We start from the raw sequence: 20,050 nt of genomic DNA, 5'->3' as shown, positions 1-20,050 counted from the left end.
GCAGTCGACACGGCGAACCGTGCCATACTCGCGCCCATGTCATCCCTGGCCGATCGTGTCGAGTGTCCCGAGCTGTTCGCCAAAGCCATGCCGGTCGAGGAGGCCGTGCGCTTCGTCGAGCCGGGCAACACGCTCGTCATCAGCGGGTTCACCAAGGCCGGCGAACCCAAACGCTTCCTGCCTGCGCTCGCCGCGCGCCTCGCTGCAGAAGGACGCGGCGCCGACCTCTCCCTCCTGAGCGGCGCCTCTCTCTCCGAAGAGGTCGAAGCCCCCCTCGCTCCCTTTCTTCGCAAACGCGGCCCCTACATGTCCTCGCGCGCCTCGCGGAAGCTCATCCACGAGCGCAAGATGGACTATGCCGACATCCACCTCTCGCAGTTCGCGCGCAACCTCATGGTCGGCCTCTATGGCGGCGTCGACGTCGCCGTCGTCGAGGTCTCGCGCATCCGACCCGACGGCAGCGTCGTCCTCACCTCTTCCGTCGGCGTCTCCGCCGAGGGCCTCGCCAAGGCCCAGCGCATCGTCCTCGAGGTGAACACCAGCGCCCCCGACTACACCGGCTTCCACGACATCGTCCTCCCCCCCGTCCCACCCCACGTCGGCTGGCCCGTCCCCATCACCAACGTCGGTGATCGCGTCGGCACCCCCTACATCCCCATCGACCGCTCGAAGGTGGTCGCCGTCGTCGAGTCCAACGTCCCCGACTACCCCGTCGACTTCAAAGAGACCTCCGAGGCCGAGCGCCAGATCGCGCGCCACGTCGTCGCTTACCTCGCGCGCTGCCGCGAAGAACTCGGCTGGGGCAAGCGCATCCCCCCCCTTCAGTCCGGCGTCGGCAACATCGCCAACGCCGTCATCGGCGAACTGTACGACTCCCCCTTCGAGCGCCTCCGCTTCTTCACCGAGGTCTTCCAGGACGGCATGATGCGTTTCATGGAGGACGACGCGAAATTCGAGTGTGCCTCCTCCACCGCCATCTCCCTCTCCACCGCCGGCCAGAAAGATCTCGCGCGCCTCTTCCAGCGCACCCGCGAGCGCCTCGTGCTCCGCCCCATGTGGCTCTCGAACTCCGCCGAGCTGATCACCCGCCTCTTCGTCATCGCCATGAACACCCCCATCGAGGTGGACATCTACGGCCACGCCAACTCCACGCACCTCGACGGCGGCCGCGTCGTCAACGGCCTCGGCGGCAGCGGCGACTTCCTGCGCAACGCCTACCTCAGCCTCCTGCACACCCCCTCGGTCCGGAAGCTCCGGGACGGCCGCACCGTCAGCACCATCCTCCCCATGGTCCGCCACGTCGACCACACCGAGCACGACATCAAGTGCATCGTGACCGAGCAGGGCTACGCCCGGAACACCGAGATACGCAGCCCCTACCGCCGCGCCGAGGACATCATCGAGTCCTGCGCCCATCCCTACTTCCGCCCCTTGCTCCGCGACTACCTCCGCTACGCCGGCGACGCGCCTCCCCCCGAGACCGGCGCGCAGCCCTTCAGGGGCGGCTTCTGGGCCGAGTACGACGCCGCTTGCCGCGCCTTCCCCGGCTGACCTGCGCGCCGACCGGAGCGCTCTCCCGCCCCTCCAGGGGCTGACACCGACCGACGGCCTGGCGAGCGACCCCGTGAACTTTGCGTCCCCTTCGACTGCCCGTTCACTTTTCGTGATCAAGAGACCCGCGAGCGGGAATTACCCCTCGTGGACCTCGACATCGGCCAGACCTTGCGCGTCCCCCGCCCGGGCCAGCGTCACGTCCTGGCCGACGCCGAGGCCCCCGACGACGGGAGCACCAGCCCATGAGCGTGCTCCCGCTCCCCAGGGCAGAGTTCGCCCTCGCCCTCATGGATGACCCCGACGAGCGCGTCTGCGCCGCCGTCGACCCGGCGCCCGAGACCGACGGCGCCTGGATTGCCCCGGCCCTCGCCGCCGCGCGACTCCGCGCCATGGTCGACGCCCACTTCGACACCGTGTGGCGCGCCCTCCGCCGCCTCGGCACCCCACCCACCGATCTCGACGACTGCACCCAGCAAGTCTTCCTGGTCGCCTCGCGCCGCCTCGACACCATCCAGGAGGGCAGTGAACGCGCCTTCCTCCTCCGCTCCGCCGTCCACATCGCTGCGCACGCCGCCCGCGCCCGACGCAGGCGCCGCGAGGTCCCCGAGAGCGAGGACCACGACCTCCCCCTCCAGATGGATCCCGCCCCTCGCCCCGACGAGATCGTCGAGCAGAAACGCAACCTCGCCCTCCTCGACGAACTCCTCGCCACACTCCCCGACGACCTCCGCACCGTGCTCGTCCTCTTCGAGCTGGAAGAACTCTCCACCCAGGAGATCGCCGTCGTCCTCAAGGTCCCCATGGGCACCGTCGCCTCCCGCCTCCGCCGGGCCCGCGAAGCCTTCGCGCGCGCCGCGGCTCGCCATGCTGCCCGCACCCCTGGAGGTCGCTCATGAGCGCGCCCCGACGCTGGTCCGAGCAAGACGACACCTCGCTCGAAGCCGCGCTGTTCCGCGCCGCCCGCGCCGACCAGCCGCCTGCCGACGCCCGCGCGCGCGCCCTCGCCGCCCTCGGCCTCGCCGACGTCGCCCCCTCTTCGACCTCCGCGCAAGCCATCTCGGAGCGAACCCTCTCGGAGCAGGCCGCCTCGGAGCAGGCCGCCTCGAAGCAGGCCACCTCGGCGCACCCGACACCCTCCGACCCGGCGCATCGCCCCGCACGAAGCCCCGTGCTTCCCGGCTCGCCCTTGCACGCCTCCGGGACCACGACACGCCCCGCGCTTCCGCCCCCCCGGAGCACCGCCTCCCCCGCCGCCATCCCTCTCTTCAGCGGCGTCCTCCACGCCGAGCCGCGCCCCTCGCGCGCCCGCGGCCTCGTCCAGGTGACCTCCGTCCTCCTCGCCGCTGCGGCCATGATGGCGCTGCTCGTCCCCGGCCTGCGCCCGATGACCTCGCGCTCCGCGCCCGTCGAAGTCGACCTCCGCACCGCGAGCACGGTCGCGCCGCGCACTCAGGACGCGCCCCCCGTGCTCCTCTCCGGCCGCGACCCCGAGTACACCCCGGAAGCCCGCGCCGCCCGCGTCGAAGGCCTCGTCGTGGTGAGCTGCCTCATCACCGAGCAGGGCACCTTGACCGGCTGCGTGGTGCAGCAATCGCTCCCTTTCATGGACCAGGCCGTGCTCGACACCCTCGCCACCTGGCGCTTCACGCCCGCCACCCGCAACGGCCGCCCCATCGCCGTCGAACAGATCTTCACCGTGCGGCTCACCCTGCCGCGCTGATCACGCTCGCACACCCATGACCCCGCGCGCCCATCGCGCGCGGCAAGGACGCGGTCCGCCCTCGGACCGTGAAGGAGAGGCCACGCCCATGTTCGATGCCGTCCTGAACCGCTCCGCCGTCCCGCAAGGTCGCCTCGGCACGGGCACCCTCATCGCCCTCGCTGCCCACGGTGCCGCCTTCGCCCTCGTTTTCCTGCTCTCTCACCACGCCGAGACCACCGCGCCGCCCGAGGCCCCGCAGGTCACCCTGGTCATGCCTCCACCCCCGCCGCCTCCGCCGCCTCCAGCCGGCGGCATCGCGAAGACGACCCAGCCCACGAAGCGACCCCGCCCGGCCGTTCGTCCCGACCGCGTGACCCTCCCTCCGGAGCGACCCCAGCCCACGCCTCCCGAGACCCCACCGCCCTCGGACAGCGCGGACGACGACACCTACCCCGAGCCCGGTGGCCAGCCCGGCGGCATCCCGGGTGGCACCCCGGGCGGCACCATCGGCGGCCACATCGGCGGCGTCATCGGCGGCACCGGCACCGCCCCTCCTGCGCGACCTGCACCCCCGCCGCCACCACCCCCGGCCACCCAGGAGCGCCCCTTCGGCCAGGGAATGACCCGCCCCGTCCTGCTCTCCGGCGTCCCCCCCACCTACACCCGCGAAGCCCGCGCCGCCCGCGTCGAGGGCATGGTCCTCGTGCAGTGCGTGGTCACCGTCGACGGCGCCGCCCGCAACTGCCGCATCCTCAAGGGCTTGCCGCACCTCGAAGACGCCGTCCTCCGCGCGATCGCCACGCACCGCTACAAGCCCAGCACCTTCGCCGGAGAGCCGGTGACCGTGCGGTACACCTTCTCGTTCCGCTTCAAGCTCGAGTGAGCAGCGCCTCCTGGTCCGAGCGTGTCGTGAGCGGTGCCCCTCGGAGTCCTCAACGCGGCGCCCACTCCGATGGGCTTGCCGGAAAGCCGCGCCCTGTTGCCTCCGGTCCCTACTTCTTCTCCCCCTGCGCCCTCTTCCGCAGGTCGTACAGCCGCTTCACCGCGTAGCCCACCGCGGGCGGCCACGTCGCATCACCCGCCTGCTCGGGCGCGAGCGCTGCCTTCGCGGTCTGCGTCCAGTTCGGGTCGACCAGCAACGCCCGCCCCAGCGCCACCAGATCCGCCTGCCCCGACTGCAAGATCGCCTCGGCCTGCGCTGCATCGAGGATCAACCCCACGGCCATCGTCGCGAGCTTCACCTCCTTCCGCAGCGCCTCGGCGTACGGCACCTGATACCCCGGCGCCGGCCGGTTCAGCGTCGCCATCGACGGGCTGAGCCCACCCGACGAGCAATCGACGACATCCACCCCGCGCGCCTTCAGCTCCCGCGCCAGCACCAGGCTGTCTTCCAGCGACCAGCCCCCCTCCGTCCCGTCCACCGCCGAGATCCGCACGAACACCGGCCGGTCCTCCGGCCACACGGCGCGCACCACCTCCACCACCTCCAGCAGCAAGCGCATCCGCCCCGCCAGATCCCCGCCGTACGCATCCGTCCGCTGGTTCGAGATCGGCGACAGGAATTCCGTCAGCAAGTAGCCATGCGCCGCGTGGACCTCGACGATCTCGAACCCCGCCGCCAGTGCTCGGCGCGTCGAGCTCGCCCACGCCTCCTTCAGCTCCGCGATCTCCTCCAGCGTGAGCGCGTGCGGCGTGTGCCACCCCTCGTCGAAGGGAAGCGCGCTCGGCGCGACCGTGGTCCACGGCGGCTCCCCCGGCAGCGCATTCTCCGGCGTGATCGACGCGCCCCCCTGCCAGGGCCGGTGGGTGCTCGCCTTGCGCCCTGCGTGCGCGAGCTGGATGGCCGGCACTGCACCCTGCGACTTCACGAACGCCGCGATGCGCGCCAGCGCCGCCTGCTGCTCGTCGTTGTAGAGCCCCATGTCCCCGTGGGAGATGCGCCCGCGCGCCTCGACCCCCGTCGCCTCGACGAACACCGTCCCGGCGCCCCCGATGGCGAACCGGCCGAGATGCACGAAGTGCCAGTCGTTGGCGACGCCATCGACCGCGGAGTACTGGCACATGGGCGACACCACCACGCGGTTCTTCAACGTGAGACCGCGCAGGGTGAGAGGCTGAAACAGGGCAGGCTCGCTCATCGGATGGCTCCTTGGAAGTGCGGTCCACCGTAAGAACGATCCCGGCACGAGCAACCCCACCGCGGTGACAATCGCCTCCGTCACCGGCTCTCCACGCGACCACCGTGCCCCCTCGCCAGACGGCTGTGTCGCACACCCCACCCCATTTCCTTCCAGGGCACTCGACGCAGGGCAGCCGCGACTTCCAAGGACGCCCGTCGCTTCAGCCGCCGCCGTGTCCCCCGAAGAGCCACGCGATCAGCCACCCCGCCAGCGCGATCGGCACTGCCAGTGCGACCAGCAGGAACAGCGCTGCCCCCCCGACGACCAGCCAGTCCTTCGCGCGGGGCGGCCGCCCCTCGTGGTGCATCTCCAGCAGCGCCAGGTTGCGCACGTTGGCGCGGAACGCGAAATCGAACACGTCCCCCAGCACCGGCACCGCTCCGAGCAGCGCATCGAGCCCCAGGTTCACCAGCATCCGCGCCACGATGACCGCCGGCACCTTTCGCCGGACGCCGAGCACCACCAGGTAGAGCCCCGCGACCGAGGTGAGAATGTCTCCGACCGCGGGCACCGCGAGCCCGATGAGCGGATCCAGAAAGCGCCGGTCGAGCCACTTCACCAGCACCGCCGCCGTCTCCATCTCGCGGTCGCGTACGGGGGCTGCGAGCGGTGCAGCACTCGGAGGGCGTGCTGAGGCCAGGGGACGTTTCTCGGGCGGCTCTCGCGAGGGCATCCTGAGGTTCAGGTTATCATGTTGCCCGGACATCCTCCGGTCAGCCTTGGAGGTCCGGGCCACCACAACGTCTACCTCCGGGGAACCGCGCTACTTCTGGCGTGAACGACGTCTGCCTTGGCATGAGCCGCGCTTGCCTTGGCGTGAGCAACGTCTGCCTTGGCACAGTCAACGTCTGCCTTGGCACAGTCAACGTCTGCCTTGGCACAAGCAACGTCTGCCTTGGCACAAGCAACGTCTGCCTTGGTGTGAACCGCGTCTGCCTTGGCGTGAGCGACGTCTGCCTTGGTGTGAACCGCGTCTGCCTTGGCGTGAGCGACGTCTGCCTTGGTGTGAACCGCGTCTGCCTTGGCACAAGCAACGTCTGCCTCGACACAGACAGCGCCTGCCCTGGCACAACCTGGAGCGACGCCCTGGAGGCTTTGGGACACGCGCTCCCGTCACCTGCATGCGCAGGCTGCTGGTCTACTGGCCATCCAGGCATCTATCCAGTCAGCATCCCGTGCGGGTCGAGCACGAACTTCTTCGCCACCCCCGCGTCGAAGTCCTTGTACCCCTTCGCTGCCTCCGACAGCGGAATCACCGTTGCATTCACCACCTTTGCAATCGGCAGCCGGTCATAGAGAATCGCCTGCATGAGCTGCCGGTTGTACTGAAGCACCGGCGTCTGCCCCGTGTAGAAGCGGTGCGACTTCGCCCAGCCGAGTCCCAGCCGCATGCGCAGGTTTCCGTGCTGCGCCGCCTCGTCCTTCGAGCCCGGATCCTCCGTCACGTAGAGCCCCGGGATCCCGATCCCACCGCTCGCGCGCGTCACCGTCATCAGCGCATTCAGCACCGTCGCTGGCGCCTCCGTGCCCGCCTGGGACCCGTGCCCGCGCGCTTCGAACCCCACGGCATCGATCGATGCATCCACCTCGGGCTCTCCGAGCACGGCCTCGATCAGCTCCTCCAGCTTGTCGCTCTTCGTCAGGTCGATCGGCTCGAAGCCCACCGACTTCGCGTGCTTCAGCCGCTCCTGGTTCATGTCCCCGACCAGCACGACCGCGGCCCCCAGGATCTGCGCCGACGCCGCCGCCGCGAGCCCCACCGGCCCCGCGCCGGCCACGTACACCGTCGACCCCACGCCGACCCCTGCCGTCACCGCCCCGTGAAAGCCCGTGGGCAGGATGTCCGACAGCATCGTCAGGTCCCGGATCTTCTCCATCGCCCGCGCCTTGTCGGGGAACTTGATCAGGTTGAAGTCGGCATAGGGGACCATCACGTACTCGGCCTGTCCGCCGACCCAGCCCCCCATGTCGACATAGCCGTACGCACCGCCGGCGCGCGCGTCGTTCACGTTCAGGCACACGCCCGTCTGCTGTTCCCGGCAGGTGCGACAGCGGCCGCAGGCCACGTTGAACGGCACCGTCACCAGATCGCCCTTCGACAGGTACTCCACGTCCTTGCCCATCTCCACGACCTCGCCCGTGATCTCGTGCCCCAGCACGAGCCCTGTCGGCGCCGTCGTCCGTCCCCGGACCATGTGCTGATCCGATCCGCAGATGTTCGTGGAGACCACCTTCAGGATGACCCCGTGCTCGATGGCCTTCCCCCGCGGGTCCACGAACTTCGGGTATTCGATGGACTGCACCTCCACCTTGCCCGGCCCCAGATAGACCACGCCACGATTGCTCGCCATGATGCCCCCTTCGGTTCAGTGCCCCCGGAGGTCGTCACCGGGAGCGGTTCGGGTTGCGTTTCTCGGTTCCCTCGTCGTCAGCGTCACTGCGTCGTGAGAATCACTGCATCATCAGAGTCATCGCATTACGAGAATCACTGCATCATCAGAGTCATCGAATCACGAGAATCACTGCATCACGAGAATCACTGCATCGTGAACATCATTGCTTCAGCTCGGGGAAATCATCGTAACGATGCTCCCCTGTCGGCCGCGCCTCCGGGTCCTCTGCCCGTGCCTCGGCCTCTTGCTTGCGCAGGTCGACGCGCCGGATCTTCCCGGAGATCGTCTTCGGCAGCGCGCTGAAGGCGAGGCGCCGGATCCGCTTGTAGGGCGACAGGTGGTCCCGTGCGTACGTGAAGAGCGCGAGTGCGGTCTCCGCCGTCGGCTCGTACCCGCTGGCCAGCGTGACGAACGCTTTCGGCACGGCGAGGCGCAAGGGATCGGGCGAAGGCACCACCGCAGCCTCTGCAACGGCGGGGTGCTCGATCAGCACGCTCTCCAGCTCGAAGGGGGAGATGCGGTAATCCGACGCCTTGAACACATCGTCCGAGCGGCCGACGTAGGTGATGTACCCCTCGTCGTCCCGGCTCGCGACATCGCCGGTGTGGTAGTGCCCCTCGCGCATCACCTCGGCGTTCAGCGCCTCGTCATCGCGGTAGCCCACCATCAGCCCGAGCTGTGGCTCGCCCAGATCGAGGCAGATCTCGCCCTCATTCCCTGGCTTGCTCGTCAGCGGATCGAGCAGCGACACGCGGTAGCCCGGCAGTGGTCGCCCCATCGACCCGGGCTTCACCACCTGACCGGGCGGGTTGCCGATCTGCGCCGTGGTCTCCGTCTGCCCGTAGCCGTCCCGGATCGTCAGCCCCCAGGCCCGCTTCACCTGCTCGATCACCTCCGGGTTCAGCGGCTCGCCCGCGCCGACCACCTCGCGCAGTGCCCCGCGCGACCCCGAGAGCTCCGACTGGATCAGCATGCGCCACACCGTCGGCGGGGCGCAGAACGTGGTCACCCCGCAGCGGACCATCTGCGCGAGCAAGGCGCGCGCGTCGAACCGGGCGTAGTTGTACACGAGCACGGTGGCCTCCGCGTTCCACGGCGCGAACACGTTGCTCCAGGCGTGCTTCGCCCAGCCTGGCGAGGAGATGTTCAGGTGCACGTCGCCGGGCTGGATCCCGATCCAGTACATCGTCGACAGGTGCCCCACGGGGTACGAGAGGTGCGTGTGCTCGACCAGCTTGGGCTTCGCCGTCGTGCCCGAGGTGAAGTAGAGCAGAAGCGTGTCGTTCCCGTTCGTGGGCCCATCCGGCGTGAACGCCTCGGGGCTTCGCGCCGCGTCCGCGTAGCGTCGCCACCCCTCGGGCGCGTCCCCCACGCTGATGCGCGTGGCCTCTCCCGTCGCGCCGTCGAGCTTCGACGCCACCTCGGGCGACGTCACCACGTGCTTCGCGCCGCCCCGCTCGATGCGGTCCTTCAGATCGGTGGGAGAGAGCAACGTCGTCGCGGGGATGACCACGGCGCCGAGCTTCATCGCCGCAAGCAGCACCTCCCACAGCTCCACCCGGTTGCCGAGCATGAGCACGATGCGATCGCCACGGGCGACGCCTTGCTCCTTCAGCCACCGCGCGACCTGGTTCGACCGCCGCGACAGCACCTCGAAGGAGAAGCGCTGCTCGGAGCCGTCTTCCTCGACGATCCAGAGCGCGGTCCGGTCGTTGCTTCGGGCGATGACGTCGAACCAGTCGAGCGCCCAGTTGAACTGTTGCAGGCTGGGTTTCTGGAAGCCGGCGCTGGCTGCCTCGTGATCGGTCCGGTGGTGCAGCAGGAAGTCACGTGCTGCCCGGAAGCGAAGGGTCGCAGTCGCCGGTTCGGTCATGAGACCTCGGGGAGCGGTGCAGGGGACAGGGAGGCAGGAGGCGCAGGCGGTGCGGGAGGTACGGCGGATAAGGTCAGGGTTCGACGATGCGCCACCTGGTGCTGCATCGTCGACCCGCCGTTGCCGCTCTGTCAAGTGCGGTGGCCCCGTCGCTTTGGCGAGGGCGAGCGCCCGTGACAGACCTTCGAGACTCGATCGCGCCTCCTCGTGAGGCTGCGCTGGTCTTGGTTCTTGCTGGCGAAGGAAGTCCTTCGCTCGGCCAGGAGGGGATCCGCGGGTGATGTCCCAGGACATGCGCCTCAGCCGCTTCGGCCGGAGACGCCGTGCCAGGATGCCCATCGATTACTGCCCCCCTCCCATGCAGTTCGCCTGGTTCTGCCCCTGGGCCTGGCAAGGGCTCTGGCACTGCCCCTGGACCTGGCACTGCCCCTGGCTCTGCCCCTTCGGCCCGTCGCCCTGGTAGAACACGATGAGCGTGTCCTCGAGGAGCTTCACCGCCAGCACGTCGCTGAGGCCCACCGCGTTCTCGCTCAGCAGCTCGGCCACCGTCAACAGCTCCTCGTTGCTGGCGATCACGATGAGGTCACTGAGCACCGACTGCAGGGCGAGCGCGTTGAGCGAGTTGAGGAGCATCAGGTGGCCGAGGACGTGCGCGTCCACATCGTTGGCCTCCACCATGTCGTCCACGCTCGCGAGCTGGACGTCCTCGACCGCTCCCGCGAACTTCAGCTTCGTCACCTCGGTCGCGAGGCCGCCGATGGCGGAGAGCAGGCCGGCGGAGTCGCAGGGGCTGCTGTTGCACGACTGGAGGGGGGCACCTGCGCTGGCGACTGCGGGGACGGCGGCGGTGACGATGGCGGTGGCGGCGGCGAGGAAGAACTTCTTGGTGCTGTTCATGGTCGTACCCTCTTTCATGGGGTGGCGCTGGGCCACCAGGTGGAGAGGTGGCGCTGGGCCACCGATTGAAACTTCATTCACTGACCCCCGCGCCAACCGCGACGAGGAGGCCAACCAATCACGATTTCATTCACCGACCCCCGCGCCAACCGCGACGAGGAGGTCCACACATCCTTCATTCGACTCACGCGGTCTCCACGCCGGACGCGGCGAGGAAGACCATCACGCTCTCGTGTCCACGTCTCAGCGCCCTGCTTCTCGTGGGCGCGCCGCTTCGCGGCCGGGTCGGGCATTCGCGCGTCCCGGAAGAAGGGCGAATCCCCGTCCCGGCCGCGTCGCGCTCTCGTCGCTCACAGACCGCACCCCTGGGCTTGCGCTTGCGGGAGGTAGAACAGGACCAGGGTCTGGGGCGCCACCTTGACGGACAGCACGTCGTGGACCGAGATGTGATTCTCGCTGAGAATCTCTGCGACGCTGACCGCGCTGCCGCCGCTGCCGATGATCAATACCTCACTGAGGACCGACTGCAAGGCGCCAATTTGCACGTTATGACCCGCGACGACCTGACGGAGCCCGATGAGCTCGAGGAGGCTCCCGTTGAGCGAGTCGGCGATGTTCACCAGGCAGATCTGGTCGGCCTGGATGTCGCCGAGGACCATCAGCTCCGCCGTCTCCAGGGCCACGCCGGCAATCGCCGAGATCACCGCGCCGTGATTGTGGATCCCGCAGCCGTGGAGGTCATGGGCCGCCGCGGTGCCGCTCATCGTCATCGGGGCGGCTGCAATCGCGAGAATGGCGAGCTTCTTCGACAGGTTCATGGTGATTCCCTCTCATCACCGCGGCATCTCCAGTGATGCGCTCTGCGGTGTGTGACTATCGCTTTTGCGAGCGCCGTGCCGAGGTGAGGCTGCTCTCCAGGTTCTCGCCGTATTGCGTCGCGAGCGCTGGTGATTGCGTCGTGAGCACTGGTGATTGCGTCGTGGGTTGATGGTTTCGACCTCTGGAATTTTTGGAGAGCTTCGAGAGCCGTCAGAAGCATGGCCAGGCTGGAAGCGGGTTCATCGTTGGTCCGGCGCACGTGCGGGTGAGTGACATCACCAAGTCACGCTGCGCACACCGGGGCCTGGGGTGGCTTTCCGTTGCGTTCCCGAAGCAATCCTGCGCGCTCGGGACGGCGATTCTGGCGGTGGGAAGACGTCGGGCGGCCTCGGGTGTCGAGGGCAGGCGGCGCGCGAATGCACAGGATCATCCCGGAAGGAAACGGGCTCGACCGAGGTCCTCTCCGCACGCACTGCGTGTCCTCATCGTCCCCTCGGCGTTCGGGCCATCCTCGCCGAGGTCACGCTTCAGCTCTCCCTACCGCTCGCCAGCGCGGCGCTCGGCCCGCCCAACGCGCGGACCCCACGACGTCCCGAGACCGTCCCGGCGCGCGCGCACGACGCCCTGCCCACCCCGACGCTCGCGCACGATGCTCTGCCAGCGCCCCACTCACCCGCAGGACGCCTCGTCCTGGCGAACCCCTGTCTCTACGACAGCCGCCCTCCGAAACGCCCGGTCCGCAGGGGCGCGTTGGACATCACCTGAGACGGTGCAGGAACGAAGTGCCGTGGACAGCCTTCCAGCGTTACGCCCTCGCTCGCCTCATTCCTCCACCCATACCCCACGCCTGAGCGCTTCGTCGTATCGCGTCCACAACGACCGGTCCTCACCCATCTCCAGGCGCTTCGGATACCGGCCGAAGAAGTTCTTGAACTCGATGGCGACCCAGCCAGGTGCGCGTCCGCGCGCCCGCGCCAGCTTCGCCCATCCCTCGTACAGGGTGATGCGCTCCTCCAGCGAGCGCAGCTCGACCATCACCCCCTCGGCACGCGCGGCCGACTTCGCGCGGGGTTCACCCGGCGGGGCATGGCGAGGCAGCTCGCTCCCACAAGCCGGACAATGCCGCGGCCACCCGAGCAGCCCTTCCCCACAGAAGGGACACTCGAAATGCACACCACCGCTCTCCCGCTCCTTTTCCTCCAGCGAGTTCTTCTCGGGATCCGTGAGGAACCCGAACCGCTTCCAGCAGCCGGCGTGGTCGAGGATCAAGCAGTCGACCTTCTTCAGCTCCGGCGCGGGTCGCAGGGCCCGTCCGCACATCTGCTTCCAGAGCGATCGTGACCGCGTCGGCCTCGCCAGCACGACGCACGAGCACTGCGGCAGGTCCCACCCTTCCGTGAGGATGTTGCAGTTCGAGAGGACCTGGATCTCGCCGCGCGCGAGCCTTCCCAGCACCGCTGCCCGCTCGTCCTCCCCCATCTCCCCATCCACGTGCCCCGCGGCGATACCAGCCTTCGCGAACGCGCGTGCGATGTGCTGGCTGTGCGCGATGTTCACCGCGAAGACCACGGTCGTGCGCCCCTCCGCCTTCTCGCGCCACGTCCCGACGATGTCTTCGACCAGCTCACCCTGGTCCATCACCTCCGCGAGCTGGCCGAGGTTGTAATCAGGGCCCACCTTCCGCACCCGGCTCAGGTCCGGCACCCGCCGTCCGAACACGCGAGGCTCGACGAGGTGCCCTGCGTCGATGAGCGCCTCGATCGTCGTCACCTCCACGAGCGCATCGAACACGTCTCCGAGCGCCACGCCATCGGCGCGGTACGGCGTCGCCGTCAGCCCCAGCACCACCGCGTCGGGGGATGCCTCCAGCACCGCCTTGTAGGACTTCGCCGGCGCGTGGTGCGCCTCGTCCACGATCACCAGACGAAACGGGTCTTTGCCCTTGCCGAGCCGCCTCGCCAGCGTCTGCACCGAGCCCACCTGGATGGGCAGCTCGGGCCGGACGCGCGGGTGTCCGGCCTTGATGACCCCGTGATCGATCTCCATCTCGTCGAGCTTGCGCGACGTCTGCTCGATGAGCTCGCGCCGGTGCGCCATGAACAGCGTGCGGCTCCCTTTCTCCATGGCGCTCTCGACGATCGCGCACGCGATGACCGTCTTGCCGGCGCCCGTCGGGGCCACGATGAGGGGCCGCTTCTTGCCGCTCCGGATGGCCCGGCGCGCCATCTCGATGGCTCTCTTCTGGTAGTCGCGGGGCGTGTACTTCATCGTGCTGGAACAGGCCCCCTGAGCGACCCGGATCCCACCACAGGTGCGCACCGCTGAGAAGTGCCCGCGGGGCACCGTGATCGCGTGCAGCCTTCCCTCGCAGCGACCACGGGGGTCGACCTCGACGACGGCATCGACGTGCCGATGCTGGCGACACGGGCGATACCGGACGCGTGCGGGCCCGTCGCCGAGGAGGCGAGGGCCCGGGCCATGCTCATTGCGGGTTCAATCGTCCCGCGTCACCGTCACTTGTGCCAGATGATGACGGAATCGTCGTCTTGCACGTCGACGGCCACCACATCGGAAACATCCACGTCGTTGTTGCTCAGGATGTCGCCGACATCGATGAGGGTCCCGTCGAAATCGATCAGGGTGAAATCGCTGAGGACCGACTGGAGCAGGTTGATCTTCAGGATGTTGAGGTTCAGGAGGTTGTTGAAGATCAGGTTGTTGAGGAGTCCGCCGCGGAGCACGTCGGCGGTATCCACGATGTAGATGTCGCTGATGTTCTCGAGCAGGTCGAGCTGGGAGATCTCCGCGTCCAGGTTGTTGAGGGCCGAGATCAGGCCGTCGCGATCACATGCGCTGCAATTCCCACCTGAACTCCCTCCCGAGCTCCCGCCCGAGCTCCCGCCGGCCATCGCCGGGGCGCTCATCATCATGGCTGCTGCACCCATCGCGAACATGGCCGTCTTCATCGTGGTCTTCATTGTCGCTATCCTCTTTGCCATCGCATCGTGATTGATGCGTCAATCGGCAGTGATTTCTTCGTATTGCTATTGCCGTGCCGACACGCGAACGCCCTGGGCTGCACGGTCGATCCGTTGCGGCCTGATCTGGGAGGCCATCTGGAGGGGCTGGATTCCCACGAGAAGGGAAGACAGGGGGTCGCGCTGGATTTCGCCTGGTTTCGTGGAGATGAGGTCGTCTCTCGCGGTGACAGAACACATCCGCCCCCTGCGCACGTCGTGAACAGCGCACGGCGGAGCACACGCGCGGTCGCGCTCCGACCGTCATCGACCTCATTCCTTCACTTTTTCAACGACTTCCGTGAAGGCCTGGCAGGTGTGAGCCAGCGTGCCGAAGGGGCGTGGTGCAACGTACTGAGGGGTGATGACGGAAAGAGGGGGTGATGAGGGGGAGAACGGCTTCCGCTCGGGGCGCCCGTGGCTTTCCGTGGCTCGACGGCGCGAGCGCCATGCTCTAGAGAAGAGTGTCGTCGCGTTTGCCCGTCATCGGACCATTGCGGCGGTACTTTCTTCCTTCACATCGAGAACCGTCGAGCGAATCCCATGACTGGCCCCATCGAGATCTCCGAGCATGTATTCATCCCTCCGACTGCGTGGCGCATGACGGCAGTGCGCGCGTCGGGACCCGGGGGCCAGAACGTCAACAAGGTGTCCTCGAAGGTCGACCTGCGGGTGGATCTGGAGGCCGTCGTGGGGCTCACGGAAAGCGCACGAGCGCGGCTGCGCGTGGCGGCCGAGGGGCGGCTGGATGCCGAGGGGCTTCTGCAGGTGACGAGCCAGAAAACGCGCGATCAGCCTCGCAACCTGGAGGACGCCTTCGACAAGGTGCGGGCGATGGTGCGCGCGGCGATGGTGGAGCCGGTGCGGCGCAAGAAGGCGCGTGTTCCGCGGGGTGCGGTGGAGGCGAGGCTCTCCAACAAGCGGCACACGGCGGAGCGAAAGCGGGGGCGGTCGGTCAAGGTGGGCGCGGAGGGGTGAGCGCACAGGGCTGGCCGAGGGGGCACGCGGAGGGCATCCTCCCCGGATGAAGGGTGTGTCGAGGGTGCGTCGGGCTGGAGGGCGAGGGAGGCTGGCTTCCCTGCTTCCAGTGATCGTGGGGGTGCTGGTCGGTCTCGGTTGCGATGCCGGGTCTCGGCAGGAGGGGGCGAGCGCTCCTCGGGAGGCGCCTTCGGGCGTGGCGTCGGTGGGGTCGTCGGCAGCGGCGCCGTCGTCGGCAGGGGCGTCAGCGGCGCCCGCGGCGTCGGCGGCTCCCCGGAGGGTCGAGTACCTGGAGGTGGTGACCGGGGGCGCGGAGGCGAGCGCGCCGTTGCCGATGCTGGTGGCGATTCACGGGCGAGGTGACCGGCCGGAGACGTTCGCGGGAGCGCTCGCGGGCTTCGATCGGCCTGCGCGCGTCATCGTGCCGCGTGGGCTGTCACCACTGGGCGATGGGTTCTCGTGGTTCGCGCTGCAGTCGGGGCTCGCGACGGACGAGACGGCACAAGGGATCCTGGAGGCCGCGGATGCGCTGGCGTCCACGCTGCGGCACCTCGAGACGACGAGGCCGACGGTGGGGAAGCCGGTGGTGACGGGGTTCTCGCAAGGCGGAGCGCTGTCGTTCGCGCTGGCGCTGCGGCATCCGGACCTGGTGGCTGCGGCGTTTCCGATCGGGGGGTGGGTGCCTCCCGCGATCCTCGCCGCGAGCGCCGATGCGAAGGGGGTGCCGCCGATCGTGGCGCTGCACGGGGAGGACGACGCGCGGGTGCCGATCGGGCCGACGCGCGAGGCGGTCGCGGCGCTCGCGGCCCGGGGGATCAAGGTGGAGCTGAAGGGCTATCCAGGGGTGGGCCACTCGATCAGCCAGGAGATGCGGCAGGACGTGTTCGAGCTGCTGCGGAAGGCGCTGCCTTCCAGCGGGTCGCGCTGAGCGTCGGGGGAGCGCTCGTCCAGAGGCGTTCGTGGGACGTCGACCACGGTGCAGCGCGACGGAGGTCAGGCGGTGCAGATCGAGTCACACGGTGGGGGGACGGGGGGGCACGCGGCGTAGCGGGACGGAGGGTCACTCGGCAAGGGCGTCTGTGCGGGGGGTTGCGGGGGGCTGGTCTTCGAGGGAGGGCTGGAGGCCGGTGACCTCGAAGAGGGCGGTTTGGGGACGGGGGCCGAAGTCGAAGCCGCGGTAGCTCTCGACGCCGCGGTGGTCGCTGTGGTCGAGCGGTCGTAGCTGGAGCTGGCGTTCGATGGCGGTGCAGCCCGGGGCGGCTTCGGTGCTGCCGCACATGGCGACGCGTACGTAGCGCACGCAGCCGAGGGGTTCACCGAGGATGTCGCGGAGGGACTGGGGTCTGCGGGTGTCGAGGCGGATGGCAGCTCCAGGGGCGCGGTTCGGCGCGGCGAAGGTGGGGAGGAAGGCGTTTCGGCGGCCAGCGAAGCCGATGTAGAGCACGCGGCAGTCGGGTGGGGTGCGGGCGAGGACGTCGCGGGTCCAGTGGTACTCCTGCGCGTCGGTGGTGGGGTCGCTGCGGAGGTGCAGGGTGCAGGCGGCGGCGAGGGCCGTGGCGAGGAGCGCGGGGAGGGCCCAGGCGCGCAGGGTGCGCACGGGGAGGGGGCGCAGGGCGAAGAGGCCGAGGACGAGGGGCCAGAGGTAGACGCGGTCGAAGCTGCGCTGCCAGAGGTCGCTCTGGGTGTAGATGGGGCGAAGGAGCAGGTCGGCGGCGCCGTAGAGGACGACGAAGGGGGCGAGGGCGCGCGGTCGGAGCAGGAGGGGGAGGAGGGGCAAGAGGAGCCACGCGGGCGCGGGAAGGGCGCGCACGAGGGTGGCGGGGTGAAGGTTCACGCGGGCGAGTTCGCCGGCGCGGATGGCTTCGAGGGTGGCGAGAAGAAGGCGGCCGCTGGTGAGGGCGATGAGCAGGGCGACGGTGGTGGCGAGGGCGGCGGCGAGCGCGAGGCGTCGCACGGGGCGCTGGAAGGAGAGGCCCGGGAGGAGCCAGAGCATGCTCAGGGCCGCGGGGAGCCAGGCGCCAGGGTGGAGGCGGACGAGGGTGATGGCGGTGCCCGCGCCGACGAGGGCGCGGAGGAAGGCTTCGCGGTGGCGGTGGCGTTCGAGGGCGTGCGCGGTGGAGAGCCAGGCCCAAGCGCCGAGGAGGGTGCCGGTGAGGATGGGGGGGAAATAGGATTCGGTGGCGCCGATGAGCGTGGAGATGGGGTCGATGGCGAGGAGGGCGCCAGCGAGGAGGGCTCGCGGGCGCGTGAGGCCGAGGCGGAGGCCGAGGAGGGCGAGGAGGGGCGGGGCGAGGGCGCCGAGGGTGGCGTTGAGGGCGAAGAGGGCGCGGTCGCCGGCGAGGCCGAAGGCCGGGATGAGGGAGAAGAGTTCGGCGTAGCCCGGGCCGTAGTGTTCGAGCTCGGTGGGGTCGAGGGTGGCGGCGAGGATCCAGAGGCCGCCCTGGCCGTTGACGTGAAGGGGGCCCCAGAGGCCGAGGGCGAGGCGGAAGGTGAGCGCCAGGGCGAAGAGGGCGAGCAAGGGGCGCGTGGGGGCGGGGCGGGCCGGGGAGAGGCGCGGTGAGGCGAGGGGCGGGGCGGTGAGGTGAGGGGAGGCGGCGAGGGCGAGGAGGGCCAGGAGGGCGGCGAGGAGGGCCCAGGGGGCGCGCCAGGGGCGTGCGCTGGCCGGGGGGAGGGTGGTGCGGAGGACGGCAGGGGTGGCCTGGGCGCCGGTGGAGAGGTCGTCGGGGTGCTGGGCGATCCAGGTGCAGAGGGCGTCGAAGGCGCGCTGCTGGGGCTCGGGGACGGTCTTGAAGTCGCTGACTTCGAGGAGGGGGGAGAGGCCCCAGGGGCCGACGGTGCGGAAGGCGCGAGCAGCGTGGGGGGCGAGATCGATGTCGAGGGGCGGGGCGCCTTCGGGGGTGAGGCGGAGGCGGACGCGTTCGCCGTGGCAGGCGACGGCGGTGGCCGGGGTGCCGATCTCGGTGCCTGCGCGCGCGATCCAACCGTGCACGGAGGCGGCGCAGGAGGGGGCGTCGGCGTGGGCAGGGCGGGGGAGGAGGGCCAGCAGGAGGCCAGCCAGGAGGGCCAGCTTCACCAGGCGCTGTAGGTGGCCGGGAGGAAGGTGTCGCCGTGGTCGCTCTCGTCGTCCACCTCCAGGGGGAGGAGGATGCGCTTCGCTTCGTCGATGCCGTCGAGGGAGAGGTAGTCGCCGAGGGGCAGACTGAGCTGGGTGAGCGAGCGCAGGTGGGGCGCGCGTGCTCGAAGCAGGTCGAGCAGGGTGTCTTCGTCGTCGACGGTGCCGTCGAGGTGAAGGTGCGACCAGGAGGAGGGCAAGGGGGTCCTCGTGAGCGCGTCGAGGAAGCGGGTGGTCTCGTCGAGGCCGCTGAGGGTGACGCTCTGCAGGGCAGGGGCAGAGAGGGCGCGGAGGGCGCGGGCGGTGAGGTCGGAAGGTCCTGGTTCGTGGTCGGAGCAGAGGCAGAGGCCGAGGGTTTCCAGGGCGGGGAAGGTGCAGGTGCCGAGCGCGTCGATGGTCTCGGGATGGAGGGGATCGCCGAGGAGGTAGAGGGCGCGCAGGCGCTCGTGACGGACGCCGTGGAGTGCGTTGCGGCCGGTGACGAAGGCGCGCTCGAGGCTGGGGAAGGCGGTGAGGAGGTCTGCGAGGTCGCCGCAGGTGTTTCGGCCTTGCCGGGTGAGGGTCTGGAAGTCGGTGTCGAAGATGAAGGCGGTGACCGAGGGCAGGGTGCGTCCAGCGAAGGCGTCGCTGAAGGCGCTCCCGGGGCTCGTGGGGTCACAGACGACGGTGAGGGTGCGGGGGGCGGCGTCCTCGATGTGGTCGACGAGCAGGGCGTACTCGGCGGGGGAGGCCTGAGCGTCTTCGAAGGTGATCTCCAGGTGGCCGTTCTCGGCCAGTTTGGTGATGATTGCGTCGAGCGGGGCGAGGGGGCGCTTTCCCTTGGAGGGGATCGTCATCGGCTTGCGACGATATCACCCCTCGGTGGGCACGGTGGGGCTCTCCAGGGCGAGCCGCAGGCGGGTCCACTGGCGCGGGTCGCCCAGGCCCACGAGCGCGCGCTCGAAGTCGGGGGCCTCGTCGCGGTACATGCGGCGCTTGTCGGGGCGGGTGCGGGAGGCCTCGACGTTGGCGATGCGGTCGGCGAGCTTGAGGATGGCGGCGTCGGGGGTGCGCCGGATCTTCTCGTACATCGCGGCGTTGCGGGCTTTCCTGGTGGGACCGACGCCAGTGACGGCCCAGACCAGGCCTGCGACCTCGGCGCCGAAGCGCGTGGCGATCTCATCGCAGGTGGTGGTGGTGTCCTCGACGACGTCGTGCAGCCAGGCGGCGATGCCGAGGTGGCCGTGGTAGTCGAGCTCCGTGAGAACGGCGCGGACCTTCTCGAGGTGGAAGGTGTACGGGTGCTCGCCGTAGCGCTGGGCTGCGTGGCGTTCTTCGGCGAAGCGGCGCGCTTCCACCTCGATGGCGGCGAAGATGTCCGCAGGACTCACCACGCAGGGGGACACGAGCGTCGGGCTCGCGAGGTCTTGCGCGATGAAGGGGACGACGAGGTCGGGTCGCTCGGGCACGGCGATGAGGATACCGGGGGGGCGAGGGGTTGGCAGCTGGTTGGACGGGTCCTCACGCCGGGATCAGGCGGGGCTGG

General features: G+C 69.6%; 17 protein-coding genes. 6 read left to right on the top strand and 11 right to left on the bottom strand.

All coding sequences use genetic code 11. The features are described 5' to 3' along the window. Positions 1-36: 36 nt before the first annotated feature. The 4 genes from CMC5_RS38505 (at position 37) to CMC5_RS48810 (ending at position 4,139) form a co-directional block, all read left to right on the top strand. Positions 37-1,551, top strand: a complete 1,515-nt coding sequence (locus CMC5_RS38505; protein WP_050435069.1) for an acetyl-CoA hydrolase/transferase C-terminal domain-containing protein — start codon at positions 37-39, stop codon at positions 1,549-1,551. A 245-nt stretch (positions 1,552-1,796) separates the two neighbouring features. Then, a complete protein-coding gene (locus CMC5_RS38500; protein WP_050435068.1) occupies positions 1,797-2,450 on the top strand; it encodes an RNA polymerase sigma factor in 654 nt (217 codons plus the stop codon). Next, positions 2,447-3,274, top strand: coding sequence for an energy transducer TonB (locus CMC5_RS38495; RefSeq protein ID WP_050435067.1), 828 nt, complete (start codon positions 2,447-2,449; stop codon positions 3,272-3,274). The genes CMC5_RS38500 and CMC5_RS38495 overlap by 4 nt, the downstream gene beginning before the upstream one ends. Before the next feature lie 88 nt (positions 3,275-3,362). Beyond that, the gene (locus tag CMC5_RS48810) at positions 3,363-4,139 is read left to right on the top strand and encodes an energy transducer TonB (protein WP_050435066.1); all 777 of its coding nucleotides are present in this window, start codon (positions 3,363-3,365) and stop codon (positions 4,137-4,139) included. 109 nt (positions 4,140-4,248) lie between these two features. Here CMC5_RS48810 and CMC5_RS38485 read toward each other — a convergent pair whose 3' ends face one another. The 8 genes from CMC5_RS38485 to CMC5_RS38450 all read right to left on the bottom strand — a co-directional run bounded on the left by CMC5_RS38485 (position 4,249) and on the right by CMC5_RS38450 (position 14,396). Then, on the bottom strand, positions 4,249-5,394 hold the full coding sequence (locus CMC5_RS38485) for an NADH:flavin oxidoreductase/NADH oxidase (protein ID WP_050435065.1): 1,146 nt from the start codon (positions 5,392-5,394) through the stop codon (positions 4,249-4,251). Positions 5,395-5,596: 202 nt separating this feature from the next. Beyond that, positions 5,597-6,016 carry a DUF4112 domain-containing protein gene (locus tag CMC5_RS38480; RefSeq protein WP_050435064.1) on the bottom strand — a complete coding sequence of 140 codons (420 nt, stop codon included), beginning with the start codon at positions 6,014-6,016 and terminating at the stop codon, positions 5,597-5,599. Positions 6,017-6,593: 577 nt separating this feature from the next. Beyond that, positions 6,594-7,787, bottom strand: coding sequence for a formaldehyde dehydrogenase, glutathione-independent (gene fdhA / locus CMC5_RS38475; RefSeq protein WP_050435063.1), 1,194 nt, complete (start codon positions 7,785-7,787; stop codon positions 6,594-6,596). Positions 7,788-7,989: 202 nt separating this feature from the next. Then, complete coding sequence (locus CMC5_RS38470) at positions 7,990-9,702, bottom strand: AMP-binding protein (RefSeq protein ID WP_050435062.1); 1,713 nt, start codon at positions 9,700-9,702, stop codon at positions 7,990-7,992. Positions 9,703-10,044: 342 nt separating this feature from the next. Next, positions 10,045-10,599: a hypothetical protein gene (locus CMC5_RS38465; protein WP_050435061.1), complete on the bottom strand. Its 555-nt coding sequence runs from the start codon at positions 10,597-10,599 to the stop codon at positions 10,045-10,047. Between the two features lie 350 nt (positions 10,600-10,949). After that, positions 10,950-11,417 (bottom strand): hypothetical protein, encoded by a 468-nt coding sequence (locus CMC5_RS38460; RefSeq protein WP_050435060.1) that lies wholly within the window; start codon positions 11,415-11,417, stop codon positions 10,950-10,952. An 823-nt stretch (positions 11,418-12,240) separates the two neighbouring features. Further along, positions 12,241-13,686, bottom strand: coding sequence for a DEAD/DEAH box helicase (locus tag CMC5_RS38455; RefSeq protein WP_050435059.1), 1,446 nt, complete (start codon positions 13,684-13,686; stop codon positions 12,241-12,243). A 245-nt stretch (positions 13,687-13,931) separates the two neighbouring features. Beyond that, entirely contained in the window at positions 13,932-14,396 is a 465-nt protein-coding gene (locus tag CMC5_RS38450) for a hypothetical protein (protein WP_050435058.1), read from the bottom strand. Between the two features lie 582 nt (positions 14,397-14,978). Between CMC5_RS38450 and arfB the strand changes: the two genes are divergently transcribed. Both arfB and CMC5_RS38440 read left to right on the top strand, forming a co-directional pair. After that, the gene (gene arfB / locus CMC5_RS38445; RefSeq protein ID WP_050435057.1) at positions 14,979-15,413 is read left to right on the top strand and encodes an alternative ribosome rescue aminoacyl-tRNA hydrolase ArfB; all 435 of its coding nucleotides are present in this window, start codon (positions 14,979-14,981) and stop codon (positions 15,411-15,413) included. A 64-nt stretch (positions 15,414-15,477) separates the two neighbouring features. Further along, positions 15,478-16,341 carry an alpha/beta hydrolase gene (locus CMC5_RS38440; protein ID WP_218920177.1) on the top strand — a complete coding sequence of 288 codons (864 nt, stop codon included), beginning with the start codon at positions 15,478-15,480 and terminating at the stop codon, positions 16,339-16,341. Between the two features lie 132 nt (positions 16,342-16,473). Here the strand turns inward: CMC5_RS38440 and CMC5_RS38435 are convergent, their stop codons facing one another. The 3 genes from CMC5_RS38435 to CMC5_RS38425 are packed head-to-tail and all read right to left on the bottom strand — an operon-like array spanning position 16,474 to position 19,973. Next, positions 16,474-18,486: a hypothetical protein gene (locus CMC5_RS38435; RefSeq protein ID WP_050435055.1), complete on the bottom strand. Its 2,013-nt coding sequence runs from the start codon at positions 18,484-18,486 to the stop codon at positions 16,474-16,476. Continuing rightward, a complete protein-coding gene (locus CMC5_RS38430) occupies positions 18,483-19,361 on the bottom strand; it encodes a hypothetical protein (RefSeq protein WP_050435054.1) in 879 nt (292 codons plus the stop codon). Before CMC5_RS38430 ends, CMC5_RS38435 begins: the two co-directional genes overlap by 4 nt. Positions 19,362-19,376: 15 nt before the next feature. After that, complete coding sequence (locus CMC5_RS38425) at positions 19,377-19,973, bottom strand: HD domain-containing protein (protein ID WP_050435053.1); 597 nt, start codon at positions 19,971-19,973, stop codon at positions 19,377-19,379. Between the last annotated feature and the right edge of the window lie 77 nt (positions 19,974-20,050).

It is taken from the genome of Chondromyces crocatus (assembly GCF_001189295.1).
Classification (GTDB): domain Bacteria; phylum Myxococcota_A; class Polyangia; order Polyangiales; family Polyangiaceae; genus Chondromyces; species Chondromyces crocatus.
The sequence above is the reverse complement of the archived record's forward strand: the minus strand, read 5'-3'. Positions and strand labels throughout refer to the sequence as shown.